The organism is Motilibacter aurantiacus (genome assembly GCF_011250645.1).
GTDB classification, from domain to species: domain Bacteria; phylum Actinomycetota; class Actinomycetes; order Motilibacterales; family Motilibacteraceae; genus Motilibacter_A; species Motilibacter_A aurantiacus.
Window position 1 is genome coordinate 1 of the sequence record NZ_JAANNO010000020.1, and the last position, 22,842, is coordinate 22,842.

23 protein-coding genes are annotated in these 22,842 nt (G+C 73.7%); 10 read left to right on the forward strand and 13 right to left on the reverse strand.

Annotation, left to right across the window (positions count from 1 at the left end; all coding sequences use genetic code 11):
* Positions 1–1,969: choice-of-anchor M domain-containing protein (locus G9H72_RS19755; RefSeq protein ID WP_196791440.1), on the reverse strand; the 1,969-nt coding region annotated here is incomplete at its 3' end.
* Between the two features lie 354 nt (positions 1,970–2,323).
* Here G9H72_RS19755 and rpmB point away from each other — a divergent pair.
* From rpmB to rpmF, 3 genes are read left to right on the forward strand one after another with little or no spacing between them, the layout of a single operon-like run.
* Complete coding sequence (rpmB, locus tag G9H72_RS19760; protein WP_166174375.1) at positions 2,324–2,560, forward strand: 50S ribosomal protein L28; 237 nt, start codon at positions 2,324–2,326, stop codon at positions 2,558–2,560.
* Complete coding sequence (gene rpsN, locus G9H72_RS19765) at positions 2,560–2,865, forward strand: 30S ribosomal protein S14 (protein ID WP_166174377.1); 306 nt, start codon at positions 2,560–2,562, stop codon at positions 2,863–2,865. Before rpmB ends, rpsN begins: the two co-directional genes overlap by 1 nt.
* Before the next feature lie 24 nt (positions 2,866–2,889).
* Positions 2,890–3,051 (forward strand): 50S ribosomal protein L32, encoded by a 162-nt coding sequence (gene rpmF / locus G9H72_RS19770; protein WP_166174379.1) that lies wholly within the window; start codon positions 2,890–2,892, stop codon positions 3,049–3,051.
* Between the two features lie 229 nt (positions 3,052–3,280).
* Here the strand turns inward: rpmF and G9H72_RS19775 are convergent, their stop codons facing one another.
* Positions 3,281–3,670 carry an ArsR/SmtB family transcription factor gene (locus G9H72_RS19775; protein WP_166174381.1) on the reverse strand — a complete coding sequence of 130 codons (390 nt, stop codon included), beginning with the start codon at positions 3,668–3,670 and terminating at the stop codon, positions 3,281–3,283.
* Between the two features lie 121 nt (positions 3,671–3,791).
* Here G9H72_RS19775 and G9H72_RS19780 point away from each other — a divergent pair, with 121 nt between their 5' ends.
* The 5 genes from G9H72_RS19780 to G9H72_RS19800 all read left to right on the forward strand — a co-directional run bounded on the left by G9H72_RS19780 (position 3,792) and on the right by G9H72_RS19800 (position 9,896).
* Positions 3,792–5,783, forward strand: coding sequence for a heavy metal translocating P-type ATPase (locus G9H72_RS19780; RefSeq protein WP_166174383.1), 1,992 nt, complete (start codon positions 3,792–3,794; stop codon positions 5,781–5,783).
* Between the two features lie 81 nt (positions 5,784–5,864).
* Positions 5,865–6,191 carry an ArsR/SmtB family transcription factor gene (locus G9H72_RS19785; protein ID WP_331272441.1) on the forward strand — a complete coding sequence of 109 codons (327 nt, stop codon included), beginning with the start codon at positions 5,865–5,867 and terminating at the stop codon, positions 6,189–6,191.
* Positions 6,188–6,970: a cation transporter gene (locus G9H72_RS19790; protein ID WP_331272442.1), complete on the forward strand. Its 783-nt coding sequence runs from the start codon at positions 6,188–6,190 to the stop codon at positions 6,968–6,970. Before G9H72_RS19785 ends, G9H72_RS19790 begins: the two co-directional genes overlap by 4 nt.
* A gap of 212 nt (positions 6,971–7,182) precedes the next feature.
* Positions 7,183–8,046, forward strand: coding sequence for an alpha/beta fold hydrolase (locus G9H72_RS19795; RefSeq protein ID WP_407939614.1), 864 nt, complete (start codon positions 7,183–7,185; stop codon positions 8,044–8,046).
* The gene (locus G9H72_RS19800; protein WP_331272444.1) at positions 8,043–9,896 is read left to right on the forward strand and encodes a putative bifunctional diguanylate cyclase/phosphodiesterase; all 1,854 of its coding nucleotides are present in this window, start codon (positions 8,043–8,045) and stop codon (positions 9,894–9,896) included. Before G9H72_RS19795 ends, G9H72_RS19800 begins: the two co-directional genes overlap by 4 nt.
* Before the next feature lie 68 nt (positions 9,897–9,964).
* Here the strand turns inward: G9H72_RS19800 and G9H72_RS19805 are convergent, their stop codons facing one another.
* The 9 genes from G9H72_RS19805 to G9H72_RS19845 form a co-directional block, all read right to left on the reverse strand.
* A complete protein-coding gene (locus tag G9H72_RS19805; protein WP_331272445.1) occupies positions 9,965–10,750 on the reverse strand; it encodes a TIGR03943 family putative permease subunit in 786 nt (261 codons plus the stop codon).
* The gene (locus G9H72_RS19810) at positions 10,747–11,757 is read right to left on the reverse strand and encodes a permease (RefSeq protein WP_166174387.1); all 1,011 of its coding nucleotides are present in this window, start codon (positions 11,755–11,757) and stop codon (positions 10,747–10,749) included. Before G9H72_RS19810 ends, G9H72_RS19805 begins: the two co-directional genes overlap by 4 nt.
* A gap of 94 nt (positions 11,758–11,851) precedes the next feature.
* A complete protein-coding gene (locus tag G9H72_RS19815; RefSeq protein WP_166174389.1) occupies positions 11,852–12,640 on the reverse strand; it encodes an ABC transporter ATP-binding protein in 789 nt (262 codons plus the stop codon).
* A complete protein-coding gene (locus tag G9H72_RS19820) occupies positions 12,637–13,707 on the reverse strand; it encodes a FecCD family ABC transporter permease (RefSeq protein ID WP_166174391.1) in 1,071 nt (356 codons plus the stop codon). Before G9H72_RS19820 ends, G9H72_RS19815 begins: the two co-directional genes overlap by 4 nt.
* A complete protein-coding gene (locus G9H72_RS19825) occupies positions 13,679–14,464 on the reverse strand; it encodes a class I SAM-dependent methyltransferase (RefSeq protein WP_331272446.1) in 786 nt (261 codons plus the stop codon). The genes G9H72_RS19820 and G9H72_RS19825 overlap by 29 nt, the downstream gene beginning before the upstream one ends.
* Positions 14,461–15,498, reverse strand: a complete 1,038-nt coding sequence (locus tag G9H72_RS19830; RefSeq protein WP_166174393.1) for an ABC transporter substrate-binding protein — start codon at positions 15,496–15,498, stop codon at positions 14,461–14,463. The genes G9H72_RS19825 and G9H72_RS19830 overlap by 4 nt, the downstream gene beginning before the upstream one ends.
* Positions 15,499–15,621: 123 nt before the next feature.
* Complete coding sequence (locus G9H72_RS22065; protein WP_166174395.1) at positions 15,622–16,245, reverse strand: TlpA family protein disulfide reductase; 624 nt, start codon at positions 16,243–16,245, stop codon at positions 15,622–15,624.
* On the reverse strand, positions 16,242–16,712 hold the full coding sequence (locus G9H72_RS19840; protein ID WP_166174397.1) for a hypothetical protein: 471 nt from the start codon (positions 16,710–16,712) through the stop codon (positions 16,242–16,244). Before G9H72_RS19840 ends, G9H72_RS22065 begins: the two co-directional genes overlap by 4 nt.
* Positions 16,713–16,853: 141 nt before the next feature.
* Positions 16,854–18,938: a M6 family metalloprotease domain-containing protein gene (locus tag G9H72_RS19845; RefSeq protein ID WP_231127564.1), complete on the reverse strand. Its 2,085-nt coding sequence runs from the start codon at positions 18,936–18,938 to the stop codon at positions 16,854–16,856.
* A gap of 559 nt (positions 18,939–19,497) precedes the next feature.
* Between G9H72_RS19845 and G9H72_RS19850 the strand changes: the two genes are divergently transcribed.
* Together G9H72_RS19850 and G9H72_RS19855 are read left to right on the forward strand one after the other, a co-directional pair.
* Positions 19,498–19,773 (forward strand): HU family DNA-binding protein, encoded by a 276-nt coding sequence (locus G9H72_RS19850; protein WP_166174399.1) that lies wholly within the window; start codon positions 19,498–19,500, stop codon positions 19,771–19,773.
* A 413-nt stretch (positions 19,774–20,186) separates the two neighbouring features.
* Entirely contained in the window at positions 20,187–20,816 is a 630-nt protein-coding gene (locus G9H72_RS19855) for a choice-of-anchor M domain-containing protein (RefSeq protein WP_166174401.1), read from the forward strand.
* A gap of 345 nt (positions 20,817–21,161) precedes the next feature.
* On the opposite strand, the gene G9H72_RS19860 is transcribed toward G9H72_RS19855, so the two are convergent.
* The gene (locus tag G9H72_RS19860; RefSeq protein WP_166174403.1) at positions 21,162–22,121 is read right to left on the reverse strand and encodes an anchored repeat-type ABC transporter permease subunit; all 960 of its coding nucleotides are present in this window, start codon (positions 22,119–22,121) and stop codon (positions 21,162–21,164) included.
* Positions 22,118–22,840 (reverse strand): anchored repeat-type ABC transporter ATP-binding subunit, encoded by a 723-nt coding sequence (locus tag G9H72_RS19865; RefSeq protein WP_166174446.1) that lies wholly within the window; start codon positions 22,838–22,840, stop codon positions 22,118–22,120. Before G9H72_RS19865 ends, G9H72_RS19860 begins: the two co-directional genes overlap by 4 nt.
* Between the last annotated feature and the right edge of the window lie 2 nt (positions 22,841–22,842).

Below are 22,842 nucleotides of genomic sequence, written 5' to 3' on the forward strand. Positions count from 1 at the left end.
GATCCGCGCGCTTCCACCACCACCGCACCGACTCACCAGCACCCAGCCCCGGCTCCGCGTTCAACGTGAACCGGACCGTCCCACCCTGGTGGTAGTGACCCGACAGGGCGGTGAAGAAGAGCACCGGGTCAGACGGCGCCGCGTCCGTGACCGCGAGGGTCGTCGACAGGGACCGGACCCACAGCCCGCTACGGGGCTCGCGGACGGAGACGAAGACCTGGGCCTTGTCGAGCGCCATGTCCGCGGTCAGGTCGAGGGTCGACGACGTCGCCCCTTCGATGACCTCGAGCTCCGTCCCCCCGGGCTTCAGCAGCGACCACTGCCACCGGAACGTGTCGTTCGCGGGGTAGAGCTCGGCGTTCAGCCGGATGGGCTGCCCCACGCGGTAGACCGTCTGCTTGCCCGAGAGCAGGAGCTCACGCTCCTTCACCGTCGGGGTGAACGGCGCGGACTGGGCGACCACGCTCCCGTCCGCCGCGACGATCTGCAGCGCGAGCTCGACCCAGCCGAAGTCCTGGACGTAGACGTTGAAGGGGTTGGCGCCCGTGATGCTGTCGCCGTACCACGTGCTCGTCGGCTCCCACACCGCCGAGGTACGCGGGTTGCGCATGACCCAGCGGTAGGCCTGGCCCGCCTGCAGCGCAGCGTGCGTGGCCGTCAGCTCGGCCCACTCGCCCTCGAGGTACGAGCCGGACAGCCCGGCGAGCGTCAGCGGCGCGCCGGAGCCGACGTTCGGGCCGGACACCACGAGCGGGACGGCGGCCGACTCCTGCAGCGTCCGGTTGCCTTCCCGCAGCTCCACGACGAGTCGCCACCCGTCGTAGGACGTGGTCAGCTCGCGCACGAGCTCGGCGTAGGGCGCCTCGCCGACGTCGGACATCACGTAGCTCGTGCCGCCGGAGACCGGCTCGATGATCCAGCGGAAGCTCTGGCCCTCGGCCGGCGTGATGCCGGCGGCCCGTGCACGCAGCGTCTCACCCGCCGCGTACGAGGCCTTGACGCCCTCGACGACCAGCACGCCGGTGTCGGCGTTCCTGACCGTCACGGTCGTCGCCGCCGACGTCGAGGACGAGAACTCGTTGCTCCAGGTGGGCGTGTACGTCGCGGTGAGCGACCTCGCCCCGAGCGGCAGCGCCGACGTGGTCAGCGTCGCGGCGCCGTTCGTGACGGCGGTGTGCCCGAGGCTGCTGCTGCCGTCGAAGAACTCCACCCAACCGGTGGCGGCAGCGGGGGACACGGCCGCCGTGAGCGTCACCGGGCTCCCGGCGGTCACGGCGGACGAGCTGGCCGACAGCGTCGTCGTCGTCGCGGCCGCCGGGTCGAGGGCACCGACGTGGAACGTGTAGTCGACCGGCGCCGAGGAGACCGGCGCCCCACCGACGGTCCCGCTCGCGGTCACGGTCAGCACGTACGTCCCCCGCGCCGAGAAGGCCCAGTTGGCGTGGACGTGCTGGCCGGCGGAGAGGGCGTACGAGCGGTGGGTGTCGCCCTGGCTGGACAGGAGCCGGCGCGGCCCGGTGAAGGGGGTCTGGAAGAGGTTCACCGTGCCCGGGCCGGTCACGCCGGTCAGGTTGATCTGGACGCGGTTGCCGTCGAGCACGCCGCTCGGGACACCCTCGGTGTTGAAGCCCGGCCAGAGCACGGTGCCGCCGGGGTTCGTCTCGGGCGCGATCCACACGTCCGAGCCGGCCGCCCCGAGGAAGGCGAACTGCGCGCTGTCCGGGACCTGCAGCCGGGTCTCCTCCTCGACGTTGAAGATCGTCGAGGAGGGGTCCAGCCGCTTGCCGAAGACGCCGTCGACGTCCGCCTTGGTGCCGAGCACGAGCTGGCCCGCCTCCGAGAAGACGGCGATGGCGTCGGTGTGCACCTTCGAGAGCACCCGCTTGGCCTGGCTCTCCGGCGGGGCGGCCTCCGCGGCCGACGCCGTCGCCGGCAGCGCCGACGCGAGCACCGCCAGTAGGCCGGTCATGCCGAGCAGAGCCCGGGATCGTCGTTTGACGTGCATGGGTCTCCCTTCCGCCGCAGCAGCAGCGGCATGTCGTTGATGAACGGGGGTGGGATACGAGCAGGAGCAGGAGTTCCTGCGTGAGGGGGCTGTCGGGCAGAGCTTAGATGACAACGGTTGTCGTTGTCCTACACTGTCGTCATGACAGTCCCCCCGCGCCGGGACCCCGGCGCTCCCCGGCTGCTGCGCAGGAGGAGCCCTGCCCGCTGGCGCGACCGCCCGCCACTGCCGGCCAGGCGCACCGTGAGCGCGCGTCCCGGGGAGCACTGGGCACGTCTCTGAGCACGCAGCCGAGCCAACGACCAGAGGAGGAGCCTGATGTCGGCCCACTGCCAGGTGACGGGACGTGAACCCGGATTCGGGAACACGATCTCGCACTCCCACCGTCGGTCGAAGCGCCGCTTCGACCCCAACATCCAGCGCAAGACCTACTGGGTACCGAGCCTCGGGCGGAAGGTGTCCCTCCGGGTGAGCACCAAGGGCATCAAGACCATCGACCGCCGCGGCATCGACGCGGTCGTCGGCGAGATCCTCGCCCGCGGGGAGCGCGTCTGATGGCCAAGCGGAGCAAGATCGCCCGGGACCAGCAGCGCCGGGAGGTGGTGGCGCGCCACGCCGCTCGCCGAGCCGAGCTCAAGGAGACCCTCCGGTCGCCGGCGAGCAGCGAGGAAGACCGGGCGAGCGCGCTCGCCGAGCTCCGTCGCCAGCCCCGCGACGCCAGCCCCACCCGCCTGCGCAACCGCGACACCGTCGACGGCCGCCCTCGGGGCCATCTGCGCCGGTTCGGGCTGTCACGGGTCCGGTTCCGCGAGATGGCCCACCGGGGCGAGCTGCCCGGCATCACGAAGTCCAGCTGGTGACGACCGACCCACGAAGGAGCCCCGATGGCCGTTCCGAAGCGCCGCATGTCCCGCAGCAACACCCGTAGCCGCCGCGCACAGTGGAAGGCGACCCCTCCCGACCTGGTGCCGGTCGTCGTCCGCGGCGAGCAGCAGCTGGTGCCCCGCCGGCTCGTGAAGGCGTACCAGCTGGGCCTGCTCGAGTAGCCCGGCGCGTCACGTCCGACCTCCCACGGCGAGCGCGGGGCGGAGCGCCGGCCGCGTGGGCGGTCGGCGCTCCGTCGCGAGTAGTGCTTCAGCCGGAGCCGGGAGCTTTCCCGCGGCCGTCGCCTCCCGGTTCCCGGGCGCAGCTTTCTCGAACGACGCCGCACCGGCATTGGGAGTGCCGGACCGTCGCCGCGGGCCTACCACCGAGGAGGCGGGCGCGGCCCTCGCCCTAGTGGGGGTGAGCCGCCGGCTCGTCGAGGCCGCGCCCGGCCGGGCGCCCGTCCCGCTCGCCCGGCTGGTCCTGCTCGGCCAGCTCGGCGTGGAAGAGCGCCTCAGCGAGCAGGCGGCGGACGTGCACGTCGGCCGCCTTGTAATAGACGAACGTGCCTTCACGCCGACCCTTGACCAGCCCCGCCAGCCGCAGCTTCGCCAGGTGCTGGGAGACGACGGTCGGGCTGGCCCCCACCAGCTCCCCGAGGCACGTGACCGACGACTCGCCCTGCAGCAGCGCCCAGAGGATCTTGATGCGGGTGGGGTCGGCCAGAAGCCGGAACGACTCGGCCGCCAGGTGCGCCTGCTCCTCGTGCGGCATGGAGAAGTCCGGAAGGGAGCTGTGCACGAAGGGCATCGTAGCGAGCCGGGCGACAGCCTGCGTACCTTCATGAGTGTGCAGATACGCTGCCATGCATGCAACCGGTCGACCGGGCCCTCCCGGTGACGCAGACAGCCCGGGCCACCGCATGACCACGGCTATCGCCACTGCCGGGAACGCGGCCGGGCCGCAGCCGGCGGTGGCACGGGCCGGGTGGGCGCGGCAAGCGGTGGGCCTGCCGGAGGCGCGGTGGGCGCTCGCAGCGACCGCGCTGTTCGCCGCCGGCGGCCTGGCGCAGCTGGCCGGCGCACCGCCCGCGGTGTGGTGGCTGCTGTACCTCGCGTGCTACGCCGCCGGGGGCTGGGAGCCCGCGGTGGCCGGAGGACGCGCCTTGCGCGCAGGGACGCTCGACGTCGACCTGCTGATGGTGGTCGCCGCCGTGCTGGCGGCCTCCATCGGGCAGGTCCTCGACGGGGCGCTGCTGATCGTCATCTTCGCCACCTCCGGCGCGCTCGAGGCCGTGGCGACCGCCCGCACGGCCGACTCCGTACGCGCGCTGCTCACGCTCGCCCCGGAGACCGCCACCCGGCTGCGTCCCGAGGGCGGGGAAGAGCTCGTGGAGGCGGCCTCGCTCGCCGTGGGCGACCGCGTTCTCGTACGCCCCGGCGAGCGTGTCGCCGCCGACGGCCTCGTGGACGAGGGGGTCAGCGAGGTCGACGAGGCGGGCATCACCGGCGAGCCGCTGCCGGCCCTCAAGCAGCCGGCGAGCCACGTGTTCGCCGGGACCCTGAACGGCACGGGCGCGCTCACGGTCCGGGTGACCCGCGAGGCCGCCGACTCCGCCGTGGCCCGCATCGTGGCCCTGGTCGAGGAGGCGTCCGCGACAAAGGCCACGGCGCAGCTGTTCATCGAGAAGGTCGAGCAGCGCTACTCGGTGGCCATGGTGCTGGTGACGCTGGCCCTGCTCACCGTGCCACTGGCGCTCGGAGCGGCGTTCCAGCCGACACTGCTGCGCGCCATGACCTTCATGATCGTGGCGTCCCCCTGCGCCGTGGTCCTGGCGACCATGCCGCCGCTGCTCGCGGCCATCGCGAACGCCGGCCGCCACGGGCTGCTGGTCAAGTCTGCCCCGGTCATGGAGCGGATCGGCACCGTCGACCTCGTCGCCTTCGACAAGACCGGCACCCTGACGGAGGGGACCCCGCGCGTCGTGGCGGTCCGTCCGCTCGCTCCGAGCGGGCTGTCGGAGAACGCCCTGCTGCGGCTGGCCGCCGCGGCGGAGCGCTCCAGCGAGCACCCCCTCGCCCGCGCCGTGGCCCGGGCCGCCGACGAGCGCGGGATCGGGCTGCCGGAGGCGACGGGCTTCCGTGCCACCCCGGGGCAGGGTGTCCGGGCCGTGGTCGACGGGCACGACGTCACGGTCGGCAGCGCTGCGGTGCTCGCACACGGTGCGCCCAGGGCCGTCCGCGACGCCGCGACGGCGGCAGCCGCGCAGGTGGAGAGCCACGGGCAGACGGCGCTGCACCTCGTCGTCGACGGCGTGCCGCTGGCCGTCATCGCGGTCGCCGACCGGCTGCGGAACGAGGCTCGGGCCACGGTCGGGCGCCTCGCCGGCACGACCGGCCGCCCTCCGGTCCTGCTCACCGGGGACGCCGCGCTGCCCGCGCGAGCGGTGGCGGAGGCCGCGGGCATCACCTCGGTCCACGCCCGGCTGCTGCCGGCCCACAAGGCCGAGCACCTGCGCGAGGCGCAGTCCGCCGGTGCGACGGCCATGTTCGTCGGCGACGGCATCAACGACGCCCCCGCGCTGGCGACGGCGGACGTCGGCGTCGCCATGGGGCGGCACGGATCGGACCTTGCCCTCCAGACCGCGGACGCCGTGATCGTCCGGGACGACCTCTCGACACTGCCGGCCGTCGTCGCACTGTCACGGCGAGCCCGCCGGGTGGTGGTGGCCAACCTCGTCATCGCCGGGACGTTCATCGTGGCGCTCTCGACGTGGGACCTCGTCGGACACCTTCCTCTCCCCCTCGGCGTCGCCGGGCACGAGGGGTCGACCGTGATCGTCGCGCTCAACGGCCTGCGACTGCTGCGGTCGAGCAGCTGGCAGGAGGCGGCGGGCGAGGAGAGCCGCCGCTGAGGGCCCGGCCGCCTCGCGTCCGGCCCAGCGCTGCTGCAGCACACCTGTCGCTGGATACATCGGCCGATGTATGGTCCCCCCGTGCCGAGCGTTCTCGACCACGGGCAGGCCCTCGCACGGTTCGGGCACGCGCTCTCCGATCCCACCAGGGCCAGGGTGCTGCTCGCGCTGCGGGAGGCACCCGCCTACCCCGCCGAGCTCGCCGAGCTCCTCGAGGTCTCCCGGCAGAGCGTGTCGAACCACCTCGCCTGCCTGCGCGGCTGCGGCCTCGTCGTCGCCACGCCGGAAGGCCGGCGCACCCGGTACGAGTTGGCCGAACGGCGGCTGGGACACGCGCTCGAGGACCTGCTCGGCGTCGTCCTCCCGGCGCAGGGCTGCGAGCGCGACGAGACCGGGGAGTGCTCGTGACGGAGACCCGCGTGGCCGTCGAGAGGGCGGCCGGGGGCGAGGCCAGGCTGGCCCGCCTGCGCCGCCGCGCTTCGCTCCTGGCCTGGGCGACCATCGGCTACAACACCGTGGAGGGGCTGGTCGCGGTCGCCGCGGGGTCGGCGGCCGGCTCGGTCGCCCTCGTCTCCTTCGGCCTGGACTCCGCCGTCGAGGTCCTCTCCGCGATCGCCGTGATGTGGCAGTTCGCCCGAGGGGGGACGCTGGCCGAGCAGCGCGAGCGACGGGCGCTCCGTGTCATCGCCGTCGCCTTCTTCGCGCTGGCGGCGTACGTCGGCTACGACTCCGCCCGGGCGCTCACCGGCTCCGCGGACCCCGACGCCTCACCCGTCGGCATCGCCCTGGCGGCCGCCTCGCTCGTGGTGATGCCGGCGCTGACGTGGGCCAAGCGCAGCACGGGACGAGCGCTGTCGTCCAGGACGGTGCTGGCGGACTCGACCCAGACCATGCTCTGCACCTATCTGTCCGCCGTGCTGCTCGCCGGCCTGGTGCTGAACGCGACCGTGGGGTGGGGCTGGGCGGACCCGCTGGCGGGCCTGGTCATCGCGGCCGTCGCTGTCAAGGAAGGCGTGGACGCGTGGCGCGGGGACGCGTGCTGCGCTGGCGACCCGCCCGTCGCCGGCCGCGGCGCCGGGCCCGACGTGGCCTGCGCCTGCTGCCATCCCGGCGTCCTCACCCGCGTGGACCGGCAGGCAGCCGCGCCGGCCGGCTCCACCTGCTGCTCCGGGCCCACGCCGCCCTGACCTCGCCCTGAAGGGCGGTCGGCAGCGGGCGCCGCGAAGATGTGGCGGGCAACGCCTTCAGCCGGCGGCAGATCTGCCGACTGGGTGAAGGAGGACGCCGGACGGCGACTCGAGCCGCCGCAGCCCTGCCCACGATCGAGGACGTAGTGACCGCTGTGAACGACGACGTGTCGCTCGACGGAGTGGCCCCCGCCGCGCTCGTCCCTGCCGTGGTGCCCGCGCCGCGGCCCGTCCCGCGCGACCCCGCCGCGGTCCTGGCGCGCCACGCCGTGACCGAGGCCGGGAACCCGGACGGGCCGGTCCTGCTGCTGGCCCACGGCTTCGGCGCCGGCCAGGACGCCTGGCGCCGTCTCGTCCCGCACTTCCCCGACCATCGCGTGGTCCTCTTCGACCACCTGGGCTCGGGGCGCTCGGACCTGGCCGCCTTCGACCACGAGCGCCACGGCCGGCTCGACGGGTACGCCGAGGACGTCCTGGACATCTGCGCTGCGCTCGACCTGCGCGACGTGACCCTGGTCGGCCACTCGGTCAGCGCGATGGTGGCCGTCCTCGCGGCCGCCGCCGACGACAGCCGGCTGTCCGGGCTGGTGCTGATCGCCCCCTCCCCGCGCTACGTCGACGACCCCGCCACGGGCTACACCGGCGGCTTCTCCCTCGAGGACGTCCAGGAGCTGCTGGAGTCCTTGGACAGCAACTACTACGCCTGGTCGGCGGCCATGGCTCCTGTGGTCATGGGCAACCCGGAAGCCCCCGAGCTCGCTGCCGAGCTCGAGCGGGGCTTCGTCGGCACGCACCCCGACGCGGCGAGGACCTTTGCGCGGACGCTGTTCCTCACCGACAGCCGTGCCGTGCTGCCGGAGGTCGCCCTGCCCACCCTGGTCCTGCAGTGCCGGCACGACGCGCTTGCCCCGGTCGAGGTGGGCGACGCCGTCGCCGCCACCCTGCCTCGCGGCCAGCTGGTCCGGCTCGCCGCCACGGGCCACTGCCCGCACGTCAGCGCTCCGGAGGAGACGGCGGCCGCCATCCGCGCGCACCTCGCCGGCCGGGACGACGCACGGCAGGCCGGAGCAGCGTGACCTCGCCGAGCGGAGGCGACCGGCTGCTGTGGCAGCGCTCCCCGTGCGCCCACCTGGTGCTCGACGCCACCGCGACCACGATCATCGACGCCAACGAGACGTTCACGACCTGGAGCGGTCACCGGCACGAGGACGTCGTGGGCACGCCGCTGGCCGCCCTCCTCCCGGTCGGCGACCGCATCGTCTGGACCACCTCCTCGCTGCCGAAGCTCGAGGTGACCGGGCGCGTCGAGGAGGTCGTCGTCCAGCTGGTCGGCGCCGACCGCCGCCGCCTGGCCGCGCTCCTGACCGCCCACCGCATCGAGGACACGGCCGGGGAGCCCACCGTCGCGGTCGCGTTGTTCAGCGCCACCGAACGGCGCCGCTACGAGGAGGACCTGCTGGCCGCCCGGCGACGGGCCGAGGCGTCCGAAGCCCGTCGTGCCCGCGCCGAGGCGGGCCTGCAGCACCTCGTGCACCACGACGCCCTGACCGACCTGGCCAACCGCCCCGGGCTGCTCGCCGCGCTGCACGCTGCGCTCGCCGACCACGGCGCGCGCCGGCTGAGGGACGAGGCGGCGCCCGCGCCCGCAGCGCCGTCCCCGCGCCCGGCCGTGCTCTTCATCGACCTCGACGGCTTCAAGGCCGTCAACGACAGCACCGGCCACGCCGGCGGCGACGAGCTGCTGGTCCGCGTCGCCGAGCGGCTGCGACGCGCGGTACGCACGGGAGCGGTCGTGGCCCGCCTGGCCGGCGACGAGTTCGTCGTCCTGGACCAGGTCGCCCGCACGGAGGACGCCGAGGCTCTCGCCCAGCGCCTGCTGGCGACGCTGGCCGACCCGATCGTCGTCCGCGGGGTGGAGGTCGTGGTCTCGGCCAGCGTGGGCATCGCGCTGACCGACGACACCGCGCCGGCCGCGCTCGTCACGGATCCCGCCGCCGTCGCGGACGCGCTGCTGCAGCGCGCCGACGCGGCGATGTACCGGGCCAAGGCCACCGGGCGAAGCGGCTGGGAGGTGCACGACCCGGCGGCCCGCGACGAGACGGCGGACCGGCTCCGGCTGCTCGAGCAGCTGCGTCACGCGGTGACCGACGGGCAGCTACGGCTGCACTACCAGCCGCGGGTGCGGCTGGCCGACGGGCGCCTGACGGGGGTGGAGGCGCTCGTGCGCTGGGCCCACCCGGTCCGGGGCCTGCTCGCGCCGGGCGAGTTCATCGCCGTGGCCGAGGAGTCGGGCCTGATCCGCGAGGTCGGGGCCTGGGTCCTGGAGGAGGCGGTCGCGCAGTCGGCTCGCTGGCAGGCCCTCGGCGTCGACCTGCAGGTCTCGGTGAACCTGTCGGCGCGGCAGCTGGCCGACCCGGCCCTGCGCGACTGGGTGACCACCGCACTCGCCCGCCACGGCGTACCGGCCGGACGGCTGGTCCTGGAGATCACCGAGACGGCCCTGATGAGCGACCCCGAGACGGCGATGGCCACCTTGACCGCCTTCAAGGAGCTGGGCGCCTCGATCGCCGTCGACGACTTCGGCACGGGGTACGCCAGCCTCGCCTACCTGCGGCGCTTCCCGGTGGACGAGCTGAAGATCGACAGGTCGTTCGTCGCGGGCATGACGTGGGACTCCGGGGACCGCGCGATCGTCGCGAGCTGCGTCCACCTCGCCGGTGCCATGGGCCTGGTCAGCGTCGCCGAAGGCGTCGAGACCGAGGCCCAGCGCGACGCGCTGACGGCGCTCGGCTGCGACCTCGTCCAGGGCTACCACTACGGCAAGCCGGTGCCGGCCGAGGAGCTCGACCTTCCGGCCCCCGGCCTGCGCGGCCGGCGCCAGCGGCACGAGCGGGCGGCGCGGGCCGCGCTGCCCGCCGCCGGCTGACGTGCGCAAGGCTCCGGGGAGCGGCCCGCCCGGCCGTCTCGACGCGTCGTGCGGCGCTGCCGCCGGCCTCAGCCCTCGTACGGGTCCGCGGGCTGCCGCACCTGCTCGACGGAGGAGGCGGCGATGACGGCGGCTCCTGCCTCCTTCGCCCCCGGATAGGTGGTGTAGGTGCCCCGGACGCTCACCCAGGTGTCCTTGTCCGGGGCGGGCACACCCTGCACCTCGACGAGGACGGCCGAGGCGTCGGCGGCGCAGCAGGACATCATCATCCGGGTCACGAACCAGGACTTGCCGTCCGTGGCCGGCGTGACGAAGCCGGTCAGCTCGACCGTCCGCCCCTGCAGGGTGCGGCCGTCGTCCCACACCGCCCGGTTCGCGTAGTCCACGAGGGACAACGCCACCTCCCCTTCGGGGAGCGCGCCCAGATTGCTGTCGGTGGACTCCGGGACCGCCACGCTGCCGCGCGAGGCGGCGTACGAGCCGAGGGCCGGCGGGGCGACCAGGAAGATCGCCAGGACGGGGAGCAGGAGCAGCCAGGCGATGCGCGGCCCGCCGTGCTCGTGGCCGTGCCCGTGCCCGTCGTGGCCGTCGCTCCCGGTCACGACGAGAGTCTCGGCGCCGGCTCCGGCGGCGCTCAGCTCGCCGGCGTCCGGCTGTGCGGCCGCGGCCCGCCGCGGCCACAGCAGCTCACTGACCACCGGGTAGAGCCCGATGACGAGCAGGACGATCGCCGAGGCGATGAGGAACGGCTGCATCGCCTCCTTCACGTAGCGCATGAAGAGGTCGCTCAGCGAGATGCGCAGCAGCGCACCGCCGAGCAGGGTGACGACGATGCTCTGCGCTTCGCGGTTCACAGCAGCCACCAGGCGGTGAGGACGGCGGAGGTCACGGCGACCACGAAGGTCACCGGTGCGAAGCGCACCGCGAAGGACCGGCCGAACGTGCCGGCCTGCAGGGCGATGAGCTTCACGTCGACCATCGGGCCGACGACGAGGAACGCCAGCCGCGACGTCATCGAGAACTGCGACAGGCTCGCCGCGACGAAGGCGTCGGCCTCCGAGCAGATGGCGAGGATGACCGCCAGGCCCGCGAGCGCGAGCACCGAGATGACCGGCTGGTCCGCCACCGCATCGAGCCAGGACCGCGGGACCACGACGTTCATCGTGGCGGCGAGCAGGCCACCGACGACGAGGAAGCCACCGGCGTGCAGCAGGTCGTGCTGGGCGGAGTCGCGGAAGACGGCGAGCTTGCCCTCGCCGGACGACGGCCTCCGTGGCGGGCGGAGCCACTCGGCCTTGCCGAACCGGGCCCACAGCCACCCCATCACGATCGCGGCGGCGAGCGACGCGATCAGGCGGGCGAGGACGACCTCGGGCTTGCCGGGGAAGGCCACCGCGGTGGCCACGAGGACGACCGGGTTGATCGCGGGCGCCGCGAGCAGGAAGGCGAACGCCGCGGCCGGGGCCACTCCGCGGGCCACCAGGCTGCCGGCCACGGGGACCGACGCGCATTCGCACCCCGGCAGCACCGCGCCCGCAGCACCCGCCATGGGCACCGAGAGCGCGGGGCTGCGCGGCAGCGCCCGGGCGATGACGCTCGGTGGCACGAAGGCCATGAGCGCCGCGCTGAGGACCACGCCCAGGACCAGGAACGGCAGCGCCTGGATGCAGATGGAGACGAAGATGGTGGCCCACGTCGCGAGGGCGGGGGCGTCGTCGATCGCGTCCACCACGAAGCGCTGGCCGATGACGACGAGCACCACGCCGATGGCGACGACCTCCACCGAGCCGAGCCGCAGCCGTCGCCGCGGGCGCCCCGGGCCGGGGGCTGGGCCAGTGGCCGCGCTCACCTGAGTGGTCACGCGGGCACGCTACAGAGCCGGAGGGGCCACCGCGAGGGTTATGCCCAGCCGAAACGGGGTCGTGACAATCGGATTCAGTTGGGCCCGGGGGCCTTCAGGCCAGCCCGAGGTAGGTCACCACCACCCCCGCCCGCCCGGCGGTGCCCCCGGCGGTACCGGCCGGTGCGACGGACACACGGACGCCGTAGACCCGCTCGATCAGGGTCGGGGTGAGCGCCTCGGCCGGCGGGCCGTCCGCGACGACCCGGCCGCTCTCGAGCAGCACGACACGGTCGCAGAAGCGCGCGGCGAGCGGCAGGTCGTGCAGCGCGGCGACGGTGGTGACCGGCAGCGCGTCGAGCAGTGCGAAGAGCTCGAGCTGGTGGCGCACGTCCAGGTGGTTGGTCGGCTCGTCCAGCAGCAGGCAGCGTGCCCCCTGGGCCAGTCCCCGGGCGAGGTGCGCCCGCTGCCGCTCGCCCCCCGACAGGGTGCTCCACCGGCGGTCGGCGAGGTGGCCGACCCTCACCTGTGCCATCGCCTGGTCGACGGCCGCCTCGTCCCGCGCGGTCAGCCCGCCCCACCGGTCCCGGTGCGGCACGCGTCCCAGGGCCACCACGTCGCGGAGCCGGACGTCCACCTCCGTGCTCGCCTCCTGGTCGACGACAGCGACCGTCCGGGCGAGCGCGCGCCGGTCGAAGGCGTCGGCAGAACGCCCGTCGTACGCCACCCGACCGGCGTCCGGCCGGCGCAGCTGGGCGATGCAGCGCAGCAGGGAGGACTTCCCGGAGCCGTTCGGGCCGAGCAGCCCGACGAGCGAGCCCGGCTCCGCGCGCAGCGAGACGTCCTCGACGATCCGCCGGGCCTGCGCGGACCAGGTGAGCGCCTCGACGGCGAGCGCGCTCATCGGGCCACGCTGCGCAGCACGAGCAGGAAGGCCGGCGCGCCCACGAGGGCGGTGACGACCCCGACGGGCACCTCCTGGGGGGCGAAGGCCGAGCGGGCGAGCGCGTCGGCCCACACCAGGAAGGCGGCGCCCGCCAGGGCGCAAGCGGGCAGCAGGCGGGCGTGGGCCGCCCCGACGACGCGGCGCACGGCGTGCGGGAGCACGAGCCCGACGAAGGCGATCGCCCCCGACACGGCGACCGCTCCCGCGGTCACGAGCGCAGTCGTCACGAGCAGCAGCCAGCGGGTGCGCGAGACCCGGACACCGAGCGAGGCCGCGGCGTCGGCGCCGAAGGTGAAGGCGTCCAGGGCCGCGGCTCGGGACCAGAGGACGAGCCCGCCGACCGCGACCAGCGCGGCGACCAGCCCGACCGAGCCCCAGCGGGCGCCCGAGAGCGAGCCGAGCAGCCAGTACGTCACCCCCCGCACCGTCTGCGCGTCCCCGCTCGCCATGAGCAGCAAGGCGCTGACGGCGGCGAAGAGCTGACCGACCGCCACGCCGGTCAGGACGACCCGCGTGATCGAGGTGCCGACGCCCGAGCCCACGAGGAGCACCACGAGCCCGAACGCCGCCAGGCCGCCGAGGAACGCTCCCCCGGCGAGGCCGACCGTCCCCGCACCGAGGCCCAGCACGAGGACCGCCACGGCCCCGGTCGAGGCACCCGAGGAGATGCCCAGCAGGTACGGGTCGGCGAGCACGTTTCGGGTCAGCGCCTGGAGCACGCATCCGCAGAGCGCGAGCGCGGCACCCACCGCCGCCGCGAGGAGGACCCGCGGCAGCCGCAGCTGCCACACGACCGAGTCCGGCAGCGGCGCGAGCGGGCTCGTCCCGAGCCCGAGGTGGGCCGCGACGGAGCGCGCCACCTGCTCCACGGTCAGGTCGGCCGCCCCGACGCACACGGCCCCCGCGCAGGAGACCAGGAGCAGGCCGACGCCGAACACGAGCGCGGCGGCGCCGCCCGGGCCGCGGACGCGCCCGGTCGCCAGCGGGACCGTCGGGTCAGCGGCGAGCGAGGACGACGTAGTCATCGAAGTGCTGCCACACCGGCCCGGCCTCGCGGAACCCTGCGACGCGCAGGGCCTCCACGTGGAAGCCCAGGCTGAGGTCGGGGTTGCGCGGACGGTCCGCGAACCGGCTCTCCCGCTCGGCCAGCGCGGTGGCGTACTCGGGGTCATCGGCCAGCCCCCGGAACCAGTCGTCCCAGGTGTCGACACCGCGGGCGTGCGCCGTCGCCTGGGTCCGCTCGTCGTCGGCCGCCGCCAGAGCAGTGAACAGCTCCCGCCCCGTGGGTGCCCGCAGATGGTCTGCGTTCAGGAATACCGATTCCTGCTCTAGGATTCCGCCGAGGTCGGAGTAGAGGCGCGCCAGCACGGCACCGGGGAGCCAGTGCAGCGCGGTGGAGCTGAGGACGGCGTGCGGCGCCTCGCCCTGCAGGACCGACAGCCACGAGGGGTCCACGAGGTCGGCGTCCGCGAAGCGCACCCGGTCGTCGTGCCCCTCCTCCCCCGCCCAGGCGCGGGCGAGGGTGAGCAGCGCCGGGTCGTAGTCGACGCCGAGGCACCGCATGCGGGGGAACCGCCGGGCGACCCTTGCGCTGATCGAGCCCGGCCCGCAGGCCAGGTCGAGGACGAGCCCGTCGGCGGGCACGGTGGCCTCGACCACGTCGAGCATGATCGCGAAGCGTTCCTCGCGCCGGGAGATGTACGCCGCCTGCTGGTCGTCCCAGCGGCGCAGCATCGCTGCGGCCGGGCCTTCGGCGCGGGTCTGCGCGGGGACGGTGCTCACTGCGTACCTCCAAAGCCCATGTCTGCGATAGCGGATGCGAGCTGTGCGACGGCGTCGGCGCTGCGCACCGAGGCGTCGAGGGCCGAGCCGGGCAGGGCGACGAGCCGGTCCTGCCGCACCGCGGTCAGCTGCGACGCCACCGGGTCCTCGGCCAGCAGCCGCCGCTTGTCGGCCGCGCTGTCACCGGGCTTGCCCCGCGACAGGTCCGCGAGCACGATCACGTCGGGGTCGCGGTCGGCGATCTCCTCCCACGAGGCCTCGGCCCAGGTGCCGCCCAGGTCGTCGAACGCGTTGCGGGCGCCGAGCAGGTCGCCGATCGCGTCCGGCACGCCGCCCGGCCCCGCCACGATCGGGGTGCCGTTGTAGGTGGAGTAGAACCAGACGACGGTCGGCTCGCCCTCGACCCGGGCAGCTACCTGCTCGGCCCCGTCGAGCTTCTCCTGCTGCTCGCGGACGAGCTGCTCGCCACGGTCGCGCACGTCGAAGGCGGCGGCGAGGTCGCGCATCTCGGCGAAGAGGCCGTCGAAGCTGAAGGGCGCACTCTGCTTCGGGTCCTCGCAGTTCATCCGGGAGACGTAGGCCGGGACGCCGAGCCCGGCGAGCTCTTCGCGGGTGCCGGCGACGTCGGCGGTGAAGGCGGACGGGAGCATCGAGTACAGGAAGTCCGGTTCCTGGGCACGCAAGGCCTCGGGCGCCGGGTACTGCGCCGCGAGCACGGGCACCTGCTCGTACTCGGCCTGCAGCGCGGGAAGGACGGGGTCGGTGAGGTAGCTCGTCCCGGCCATCCGGTCGGCCAGGCCCAGGCTGAGGAGCATCTCGGTCGCGCCCTGCTCCAGCGCGACCGCGCGCTGCGGGGCGCGGTCGACGACCACGTCATGGCCGCAGTCGTCGGCGAGCGTGACGGGGTGGCCCGCGGCTGCGGTGGGCGTCGACGCGGAGGAGCCGACGGGGGCCGCCTCGTCGCTCCCACCGCAGGCCGCGAGCAGCAGGGCGGCCGCGACGACGGCCATCCCTGCCGTGGCAACGGTTTTCATGTGCGGGAGCCTAGGCCATGGCCCGCGCACCGGGAGCGGCACCGGGAGATCGGGCAACGACGCGAACAGCCCCCGCCGGCCCGGGCAGGCCGGGACGACGGGGGCTGTCAGGAGGGATTGGGGCTACGGCACGAGCTCGAGCTTCTTCAGCTCCGCGGTGAGCTCGGTGGCCTCCTTGCCGCCGGGCCAGCCGCGCAGCAGCGTGCCGCCACGGCCGACCACCACCAGGGCTGGTGGCTCACGGATGGCGTAGGAGCGCCAGACCTCGCCCGGCTCGTCGAGGACGATGGGGTAGTCGACCCGGTGCCGGGCCGCGTACTCCGCGAGCGCCTCGCGCGAGTCCTGGGTCGCCACCCCGACGAAGTCGATCTTCCCCTCGTACGCGCGGGCGAGCTCGCTCAACGCGTCCTGCCGCTCCTGGCACTGGACGCACCAGGAGGTGACGAAGGAGATGACCATCGGCCGCTGCATCCACCGGGAGGCCACGTTGACCGACGTTCCGGCGAGGTCCAGCCCGGCGAAGGGAGGCGCGATGCGCTCGCCGGGCGGCAGCGTGGGCGCCGGCTCGGGCGCGTCGAAGGAGGGCTCGGCCACCGGCGGCCCGGTGACCGCCACGCCGACAGCCTCCTCGTCGGAGCCGTCGGAGCCGTCGGAGCCGCCCGGCAGCCCCGGCAGCGGGAGGACGAAGCCGACGACGAGCACGAGGGCCACCACGGCAAGGCCCCAGAGCCCACGCGTACGACTCACAGCACCCCCACCAGGACCTTGCCCTCGACCTCGTCGTCCTGCGCCGTCAAGGGGATGGGGTCCCCCTCGTCGAGGACGAGGGCGTAGCCGTCCCCGGCCGGCACGCTGACCGGGACGGAGAACTCGCAGAAGGTCGGCACGCGCTGCACGCCGAGGTCCTGCTCGAGCGCGGCGCGCGCCGTGCCCGCGGGCATCGTGCCCGAGGTGACGGTCGAACCACCGGAGTCCGTGATCGCGAACGGGGCCGTGGGGTGGACGTAGAGGTAGCCCCCGGCACCGGAGCAGGGCTCGCCCACCTCGCGGATGTTCGCGTCACGCACGAGCAACCGCACGGTCCGCTGCTCGCTCGGCGTGGCGGAGGACGCCGCGCGCGCGTCGTCGCCGCCGTCCGTACAGCCGCTCACGAGCAGCACTGCCGTCGCGACCAGCGTGAGCGCGCCTCCTCGCCGGGCGCTTCCTGCGTGCACGTGTGCGTTCTCCCGACAGATCAGTAAGGGCGGAGCGAGACGTCAATATCGCACGGCTCCGGGACCGTCCGATGGGACGGACGGCCCCGGGACCGGGCTCCTGCTCGCCGGCCGGTCACCCGGCGAGCAGGGGACGGGCTGTCAGCGAACCGACTTCACCTTGCAGTCCGCGTGCGCGACCTTGGTCGGGTCGGACTCGGACGTCGCGGTGAGGACGATCGCGCCCTGGTGCTTGGCGCCGGGAGCGGCCTTGACGTTCACCAGCACCTCGGCCGTCCCCCCGGCCTTCGCGGTCGCGAGGGCGTTGGGCAGCGAGGCGCTCCAGCCCTCACCTCGTGTCGCCACCGACAGGCGGTAGACGTCGGAGTCGAGGTGCGCGCTGAGGTCCTCCGGGTGCCCGGCCGTCGCGGCGGCGGACGGCGTACGGCCGCTGTTCTCGATGGTGAACGAGCAGGTCGTGCCGGTCATGTCGGCAGCGCTGGCGGCCTCGCCCTTGCCGAGGACCTCGACGCCACGCCGGACGGCCCCGGCCCCCTTGAGCGACTTGACGGCGAGCGTGTAGCTGAGGATGCCCTTCGCGTCGCGCTCGATGTCGATGACGTAGAAGTGCAGGCCGTTGGCCTCGTCCACGTACTCGTACTCACTGCCCGAGTCGGTGCCGGCGTGGAACGGGGCGTCCAGCAGCTGCCGGAAGTCGCCGCGCGTCATCATCTGCGGCTGCCCGTTGGCGTCGTAGTAGTCGACCTGGTTGATGTCCTGCGGGTTGGCGTCGATCGTCCAGACGAAGGGGGCGTTGTCCTGGTCCTTGGTCTTGCTGATCAGCACGCCGTGGTCGCCCTGGAAGGAGTCGTCGCCCATGCGGTCGACAACCTCCAGCGTGTAGTTCTGGTAGAAGCTGTTGCCGCGGCCGTTGCCGTCACAGGTGAAGGTGACCGCGCCGCACACGGGGCTCGCGTCACGGCCGATGCGGATGTTGATGCCCGACAGCTCGCCCGGGTCCTGCTTGGCGGCACGGGCCTGCACCTTCGCCACCACGACGCCGGAGTTCGCGAGAGCCGCGCTGTCGACCCGGAGGACGTTCTCCTCGTCGATGATCCCGAGCTTGATCTTGTCACGCAGCATGTGCTGCGAGCCCAGCGATGCGCCGTTCACCGGCGGGATCTGCCACCGGCTGTGCGGGCCGCCCGGGCCGAGGAACGACCCACGGCTCATCATGCTCCACGGGCCGGTGTAGGCGCGCTCACCGCCGAACGGGTTGTTGTAGTTGTCGAGGATCGTCAGGATGTGGCTGAACTCGTGCGCGTAGGTGCCCATGCCCGAGCTCTCGGCCTGGATCGAGGACCCCTTGCGCGTCGCGGTGGGCAGGTTGGCATTGGGCCAGATGGTGGCCGCGGCCTTCCACGAGGTCCACGGCACGTAGCGGGTGCGCGCGGCGTTCTTGCCGGGCACGGTCTCCGGGTTGGTCGGCGCCGGCGGGCCCCAGGCGTCCGGGACGTCCTGCGGGGACGCGAACAGCATGGAGCCGAACTCCTGCCAGCTGCTCGACTCGTCCTGCCCAGCGCCGAGGTAGAACGTGAAGTCGTACTGGTCGATCACGGACTGCCCGACGTCGGCGAGCCACGCGGCCTGCCCGTCGGTCCGCATGTTCTTGTTGCAGGCGTCGCCGACCGGGCAGGCACCGGCGTTGAAGCCGTTGTCGATGCCGTACTGGTAGGACTTGAACGGCATCAGGTACGGCCCGAAGGCGTCGAGGTCGACGCCGAACTTGCCGTTGCTGTCCTCCTGCCAGTACGAGTTGATCGTCACGTGGTGGTTGAGGTCCTGGGGCTTGTTGAGGAAGTCCTCGTAGAACTTGGCGACCTGCGACCGCGGGATGTCGTGCGCCAACAGGCTCGGGTTGCCGAAGATCGTGGACTTCGGCGGCTGGGTGACCGCGAAGGGCATGTCCGGGTAGTCCACGAGCACGACGGCGCCCTTGAAGGTACGGACGTCGCCGGTGAGCTTGTTCGCCCAGTCGGTGTCGGGGACCGGCTTGTAGTCCGCCCACGTCATGGCGTCCGGGTTGACCCAGTTCTGCGGGTCGATCGGCCCGACCACGCCACTGGCCGCCGTCGCCGACTGGCCCGGCAGCGCCAGGGCTCCGGCCGCGACCGCCGCAGCGGCCACCGCCACGACCCGCACGCTGCGCATCGACCGCAGCCCCCGGGGGGCTCTCCTGCTCGGCATCGCATCACACCTTCTGTCGCTGCGTCGAGGCGAAGGCGTCGCGCGCGCCGGCCCCGCCCCTGCGACGAGCACACAGGGGCGGTTCAACCTAGGAAGCGACAGAAGGGGCGTCACCCTCCATGTGTCGACAGATGCTCCGGCCGGGGTTCTGCAGATGACGGAACATCACGGGCATATCTCGGTCCGATGTCTCGTCCGCTACTCCGACCGGCCCCTCAGTGACCCCGGCCGGACGGCGCAGGCGGGGCGACCCACGGGGAGCCCACTGGTCCAACGGCCCTGGCCCATCCGCGGTTCCGGGGCCGGGCGCCCGTGACGCGAGCGGGGAGCGACCAGCCGGACCGGCACCGGCGACACCGCTAGGATGACAATGGTTGTCAGGACGCGACTGCGGGGCTGGTGCGTGCCGCCGCTCGGGCTGCTCGGACCGTGAAGGCCCGGCCCGGCCCCCGGGGTCGTCCGGGCGACGCTTCCGCGTCCGAGTCACCGCCTCGCACCCCCGATCCGAGCCCCTCGGTGGCTGATCGGGGCGACCGCCGGCACCACAGAGGGAGAACTGATGAACAAGAGCACACTCGTCGACGCGATCTCGCGGGACGCGGGCCTGGGGTCCGCAGCCGCGGAGGCGGCTCTCTCCGCCCTCGTGGGCGCCATCACCCGCGCGCTGGCCGAGGGTGACAAGGTGACCATCCCCGGCTTCGGCACCTTCGAGGTCCGCGAGCGCGCCGCACGGTCGGGGCGCAACCCCCGGACGGGTGAGCCGATGGAGATCGCCGCCAGCAAGGCGCCGGCGTTCAAGCCGGCGACCGCGCTGAAGGACGCGGTGTCCACGTGAGCTCGCGGGGCTGATCGCGCGCCACCACCGGGGACTGCGCCCCAGGCTGGCCGGCACGGGGCGCAGGGCTCCCGGCGCGGGGTGTGATGACCGAGGAGCGGCGCCTGCAGGCGCTCGTCGCGCCCTACCCACAGCAGCCGGCGCGGCCTACGTCCGCCGGTCCGACTCTCGCGCGCTCTCGACAATGATTCTCGTAATCGGTACTGTCGAGCAGCATGGCTCCTCTGACGACCACGCACGCCCCGCAGCGCCTCCAGCCACCGTCCCCGCTTCCGTCCGGCGCGGACGCGACGCGCGGAGCTCATCGAGACACACCCTCCGAGCCGCGCCCGCGAGCAGTTGCTCCGGCTGACCGAGGACGGGCCCGGCCGAAGCGCACGGCGACGGTGCTGAGCCTGTCCACCCTGATGGCAGTGTCGCTGGTGAGCGGCACCGTCGCCCCCGGTGTGCTCGCCTCTCCTGCCGCCGCCGCTCCCGCTGCGACGGCGACCGTGGCTCTGAGCAAGGGCCATGTCGACCTGGGCGCCCGCATCATCAGGGGCAAGCTGCAGATGCTCGTCAAGGACGGCACGGTCGCGGGCAGGGTGACCTGGCGCGAGCCCGCGAAGACCCGCTATGTCGTCCTCGGGGCCGCGAAGACCACGGTCCCGTCGGCGAAGAGCTACCGCTTCCTCGGCACGGCAGGCGCCCCGCTCTGGATGCTCCCGCAAACTCAGCGCTCGGACCTGCTGTGGCCGGGGTGGAACACCGAGGAGATCAAGAGCAACGTCGTGCGCGGCTCGGTGACCTGGAGCCTGCGCGGCGTCCGCGGCCCCGGCGCCTTCGCGCTCTTCACCACCGGGGCGTTCGGCGCGCCTCAGGTCTTGTTCGACAGCGATGACACGAGGGCTGACCGAGTGGCGATCCCGTTGGGCACCCATGCCCACGGCAACTGGGCCTTCTCCAAGCGCGGCACCTACCGGCTCACCTTCACCATGAGCGCGAGGCTGGTCAACGGAAAGAACGTCAGCGACACCGAGGTGCTCACCGTCCAGGTGCAGTAGGAGCAAGCTCCCGATGCCACGTCCGGCCGGCGGGCCGGATCGGCCGCTTCTGCGACTTGCGGCTGCGGGTGTGGCGGTGGCGCGCCCGGCTGGCCGGTTCCGGCCGGCGTGTCACCGCCGCCGACGTCACTGCCGCCGACGTCGCCGCCACGGCGGGCACTCCGCTGACGGACGCAGCGGCCGTGGGCGGCCGCCGGGGGGGCAGACCGTCGAGAACCACGGCCTGGCGCGCTCCGTCCCCACCGGGGCCCACGACCCGGTCGCCGGACGCCACCCCGGCGAGCAGCCTGCCGCGGCCCCCACGGACGGACCGGACCGGGGTCCGGGGCCTGCTCGGCGAAGCTCTCAGGCGCGACCGCCGTCCACCGCCTCCGGCACGTCCGCGTGCGCGCCGACGAGCACGGCAGCGCCGTCAGCAGGCGCCAGCACACCCGGGTCGTCGACGAGCGGTGTACGCCCCCGGCGGAGCCGGCCGACCAGGCCGTGCCGCGGGCCGAGGAACCATCCGAGCAGGAAGGCGGCCGTGAGCACGAGCACGATCGTGCCGCCGGTCGGGAAGTCCCAGGACCAGGAGACATAGAGCCCCACCAGGGCCGAGACGCCGCCGATGAGCGGCGCGAGCACCATCATGATGCTCAGCCGGTCGGTGAGCAGCCGGGCGGTCGAGGCGGGCGTGATGAGCAGGGCCAGCACGAGGATGTTGCCGATGGTCTGCACGCTGATGACGACGGCGAGGGTGACCAGCACGTAGAGCACGAGGTCGAGCCAGAAGACCTTCACGCCGAGCGCCCGTGCCGACTCCCGGTCCAGCGAGATCGTGACGAGCTCCTTGTGCAGCAGGAAGACCACGGCGAGGACTGCGAGCCCGGTGATCCCCACGACGTAGAGGTCGCTGTCCGGGATGCCGGTGATGGAACCGAAGAGGAACTGCTGCAGGGAGCCGGCGTAGCCCGGCGCCCTCGAGATGATGACGACGCCCAGGGCGAACGCGGCGACGAAGAAGATCCCGATGATGGAGTCCTCCTTCAATCGCCGGTTCTGCGAGAACACGGCCACGAGGACCGCGGTGAGGACCCCGGCGACCGTGCCCCCGATCACCAGGCTGCCGCCGAGGACGAACGCCACCGCGAGGCCGGGGAAGACGGCATGGGCGACGGCGTCGCCGATGAAAGCCATGCCGCGCAGCACGACGTAGCAGCCGACGATGCCGCAGATGACCGAGGACATCACGGCGACGGCCAATGCCTTCGGGAGGAAGGACAGTTCAGGATTGAAGAGATCGGTGAAGAACTCGACAGGGGTCATCGGGCAGTCGCTTTCAGGACGCGGAGCAGGGCCGACTCCGGGCCGACGCCGAACGCCGACATCCAGGGGGTCGGGTCGAGCGCCAGCCGGTCGGGAGTGCCCACCGCGACGATGCTGCGGTTGAGCAGGGCGACGCGGTCGCACGCGTCGAGCGCCCCCAGCAGGTCGTGCGTGGTCATGAGCACGGCCCGCCCCTCGCGGGCCAGGTCGACGAAGAGCGCCGACAGCAGGTCCTGGGTGGGCATGTCCAGCCCCGTGAAGGGCTCGTCGAGCAGGAGCAGCGACGGTCGCAGCGCGAGCGCGCGCGCGACGAGCACCCGTTGGCGCTGCCCCCCGGACAGCTGGCCGACGGGCCGGTCGGCCAGGTCGCTCATGCGTACGCGCTCCAGCGCGTCCGCCACCGCCTCCCACTCGGCGGCGCCCGGCCGGCGCAGGAGCCCCAGCCGGCCCGTGAGCCCGGTCATCACGACGTCCGCGACCGAGATGGGGAACTCCCAGGCGAACTCGTGCCGCTGGGGCACGTAGCCGAGGGCGGTCCGCCCCGGCTTCGCCGTCCGGCCCTCCACAGCCACCCGTCCCCCGATCGGGCGCAGCAGCCCGAGCACCGTGCGCAGCAGGGTCGTCTTGCCGGCGCCGTTGGGTCCGAGCAGCCCGACCAGCTCCCCCTTGTCGACGGTGAGCCGGGCTTGCCGCAGCACGAGCCTGCCGCCCAGCTCCACCG

Excerpts from the sequence above, each read along its gene's own strand:
- G9H72_RS19815 (WP_166174389.1), bottom strand. The coding sequence starts at position 12,640 with ATGAGCGCGCTCGCCGTCGAGGCGCTCACCTGGTCCGCGCAGGCCCGG.
- G9H72_RS19780 (WP_166174383.1), top strand. The coding sequence starts at position 3,792 with ATGACCACGGCTATCGCCACTGCCGGGAACGCGGCCGGGCCGCAGCCG.
- G9H72_RS19845 (WP_231127564.1), bottom strand. The coding sequence starts at position 18,938 with ATGCCGAGCAGGAGAGCCCCCCGGGGGCTGCGGTCGATGCGCAGCGTG.
- rpmF (WP_166174379.1), top strand. The coding sequence starts at position 2,890 with ATGGCCGTTCCGAAGCGCCGCATGTCCCGCAGCAACACCCGTAGCCGC.
- G9H72_RS19850 (WP_166174399.1), top strand. The coding sequence starts at position 19,498 with ATGAACAAGAGCACACTCGTCGACGCGATCTCGCGGGACGCGGGCCTG.
- G9H72_RS19830 (WP_166174393.1), bottom strand. The coding sequence starts at position 15,498 with ATGAAAACCGTTGCCACGGCAGGGATGGCCGTCGTCGCGGCCGCCCTG.
- rpmB (WP_166174375.1), top strand. The coding sequence starts at position 2,324 with ATGTCGGCCCACTGCCAGGTGACGGGACGTGAACCCGGATTCGGGAAC.
- G9H72_RS19860 (WP_166174403.1), bottom strand. The coding sequence starts at position 22,121 with ATGACCCCTGTCGAGTTCTTCACCGATCTCTTCAATCCTGAACTGTCC.
- G9H72_RS19820 (WP_166174391.1), bottom strand. The coding sequence starts at position 13,707 with ATGACTACGTCGTCCTCGCTCGCCGCTGACCCGACGGTCCCGCTGGCG.
- rpsN (WP_166174377.1), top strand. The coding sequence starts at position 2,560 with ATGGCCAAGCGGAGCAAGATCGCCCGGGACCAGCAGCGCCGGGAGGTG.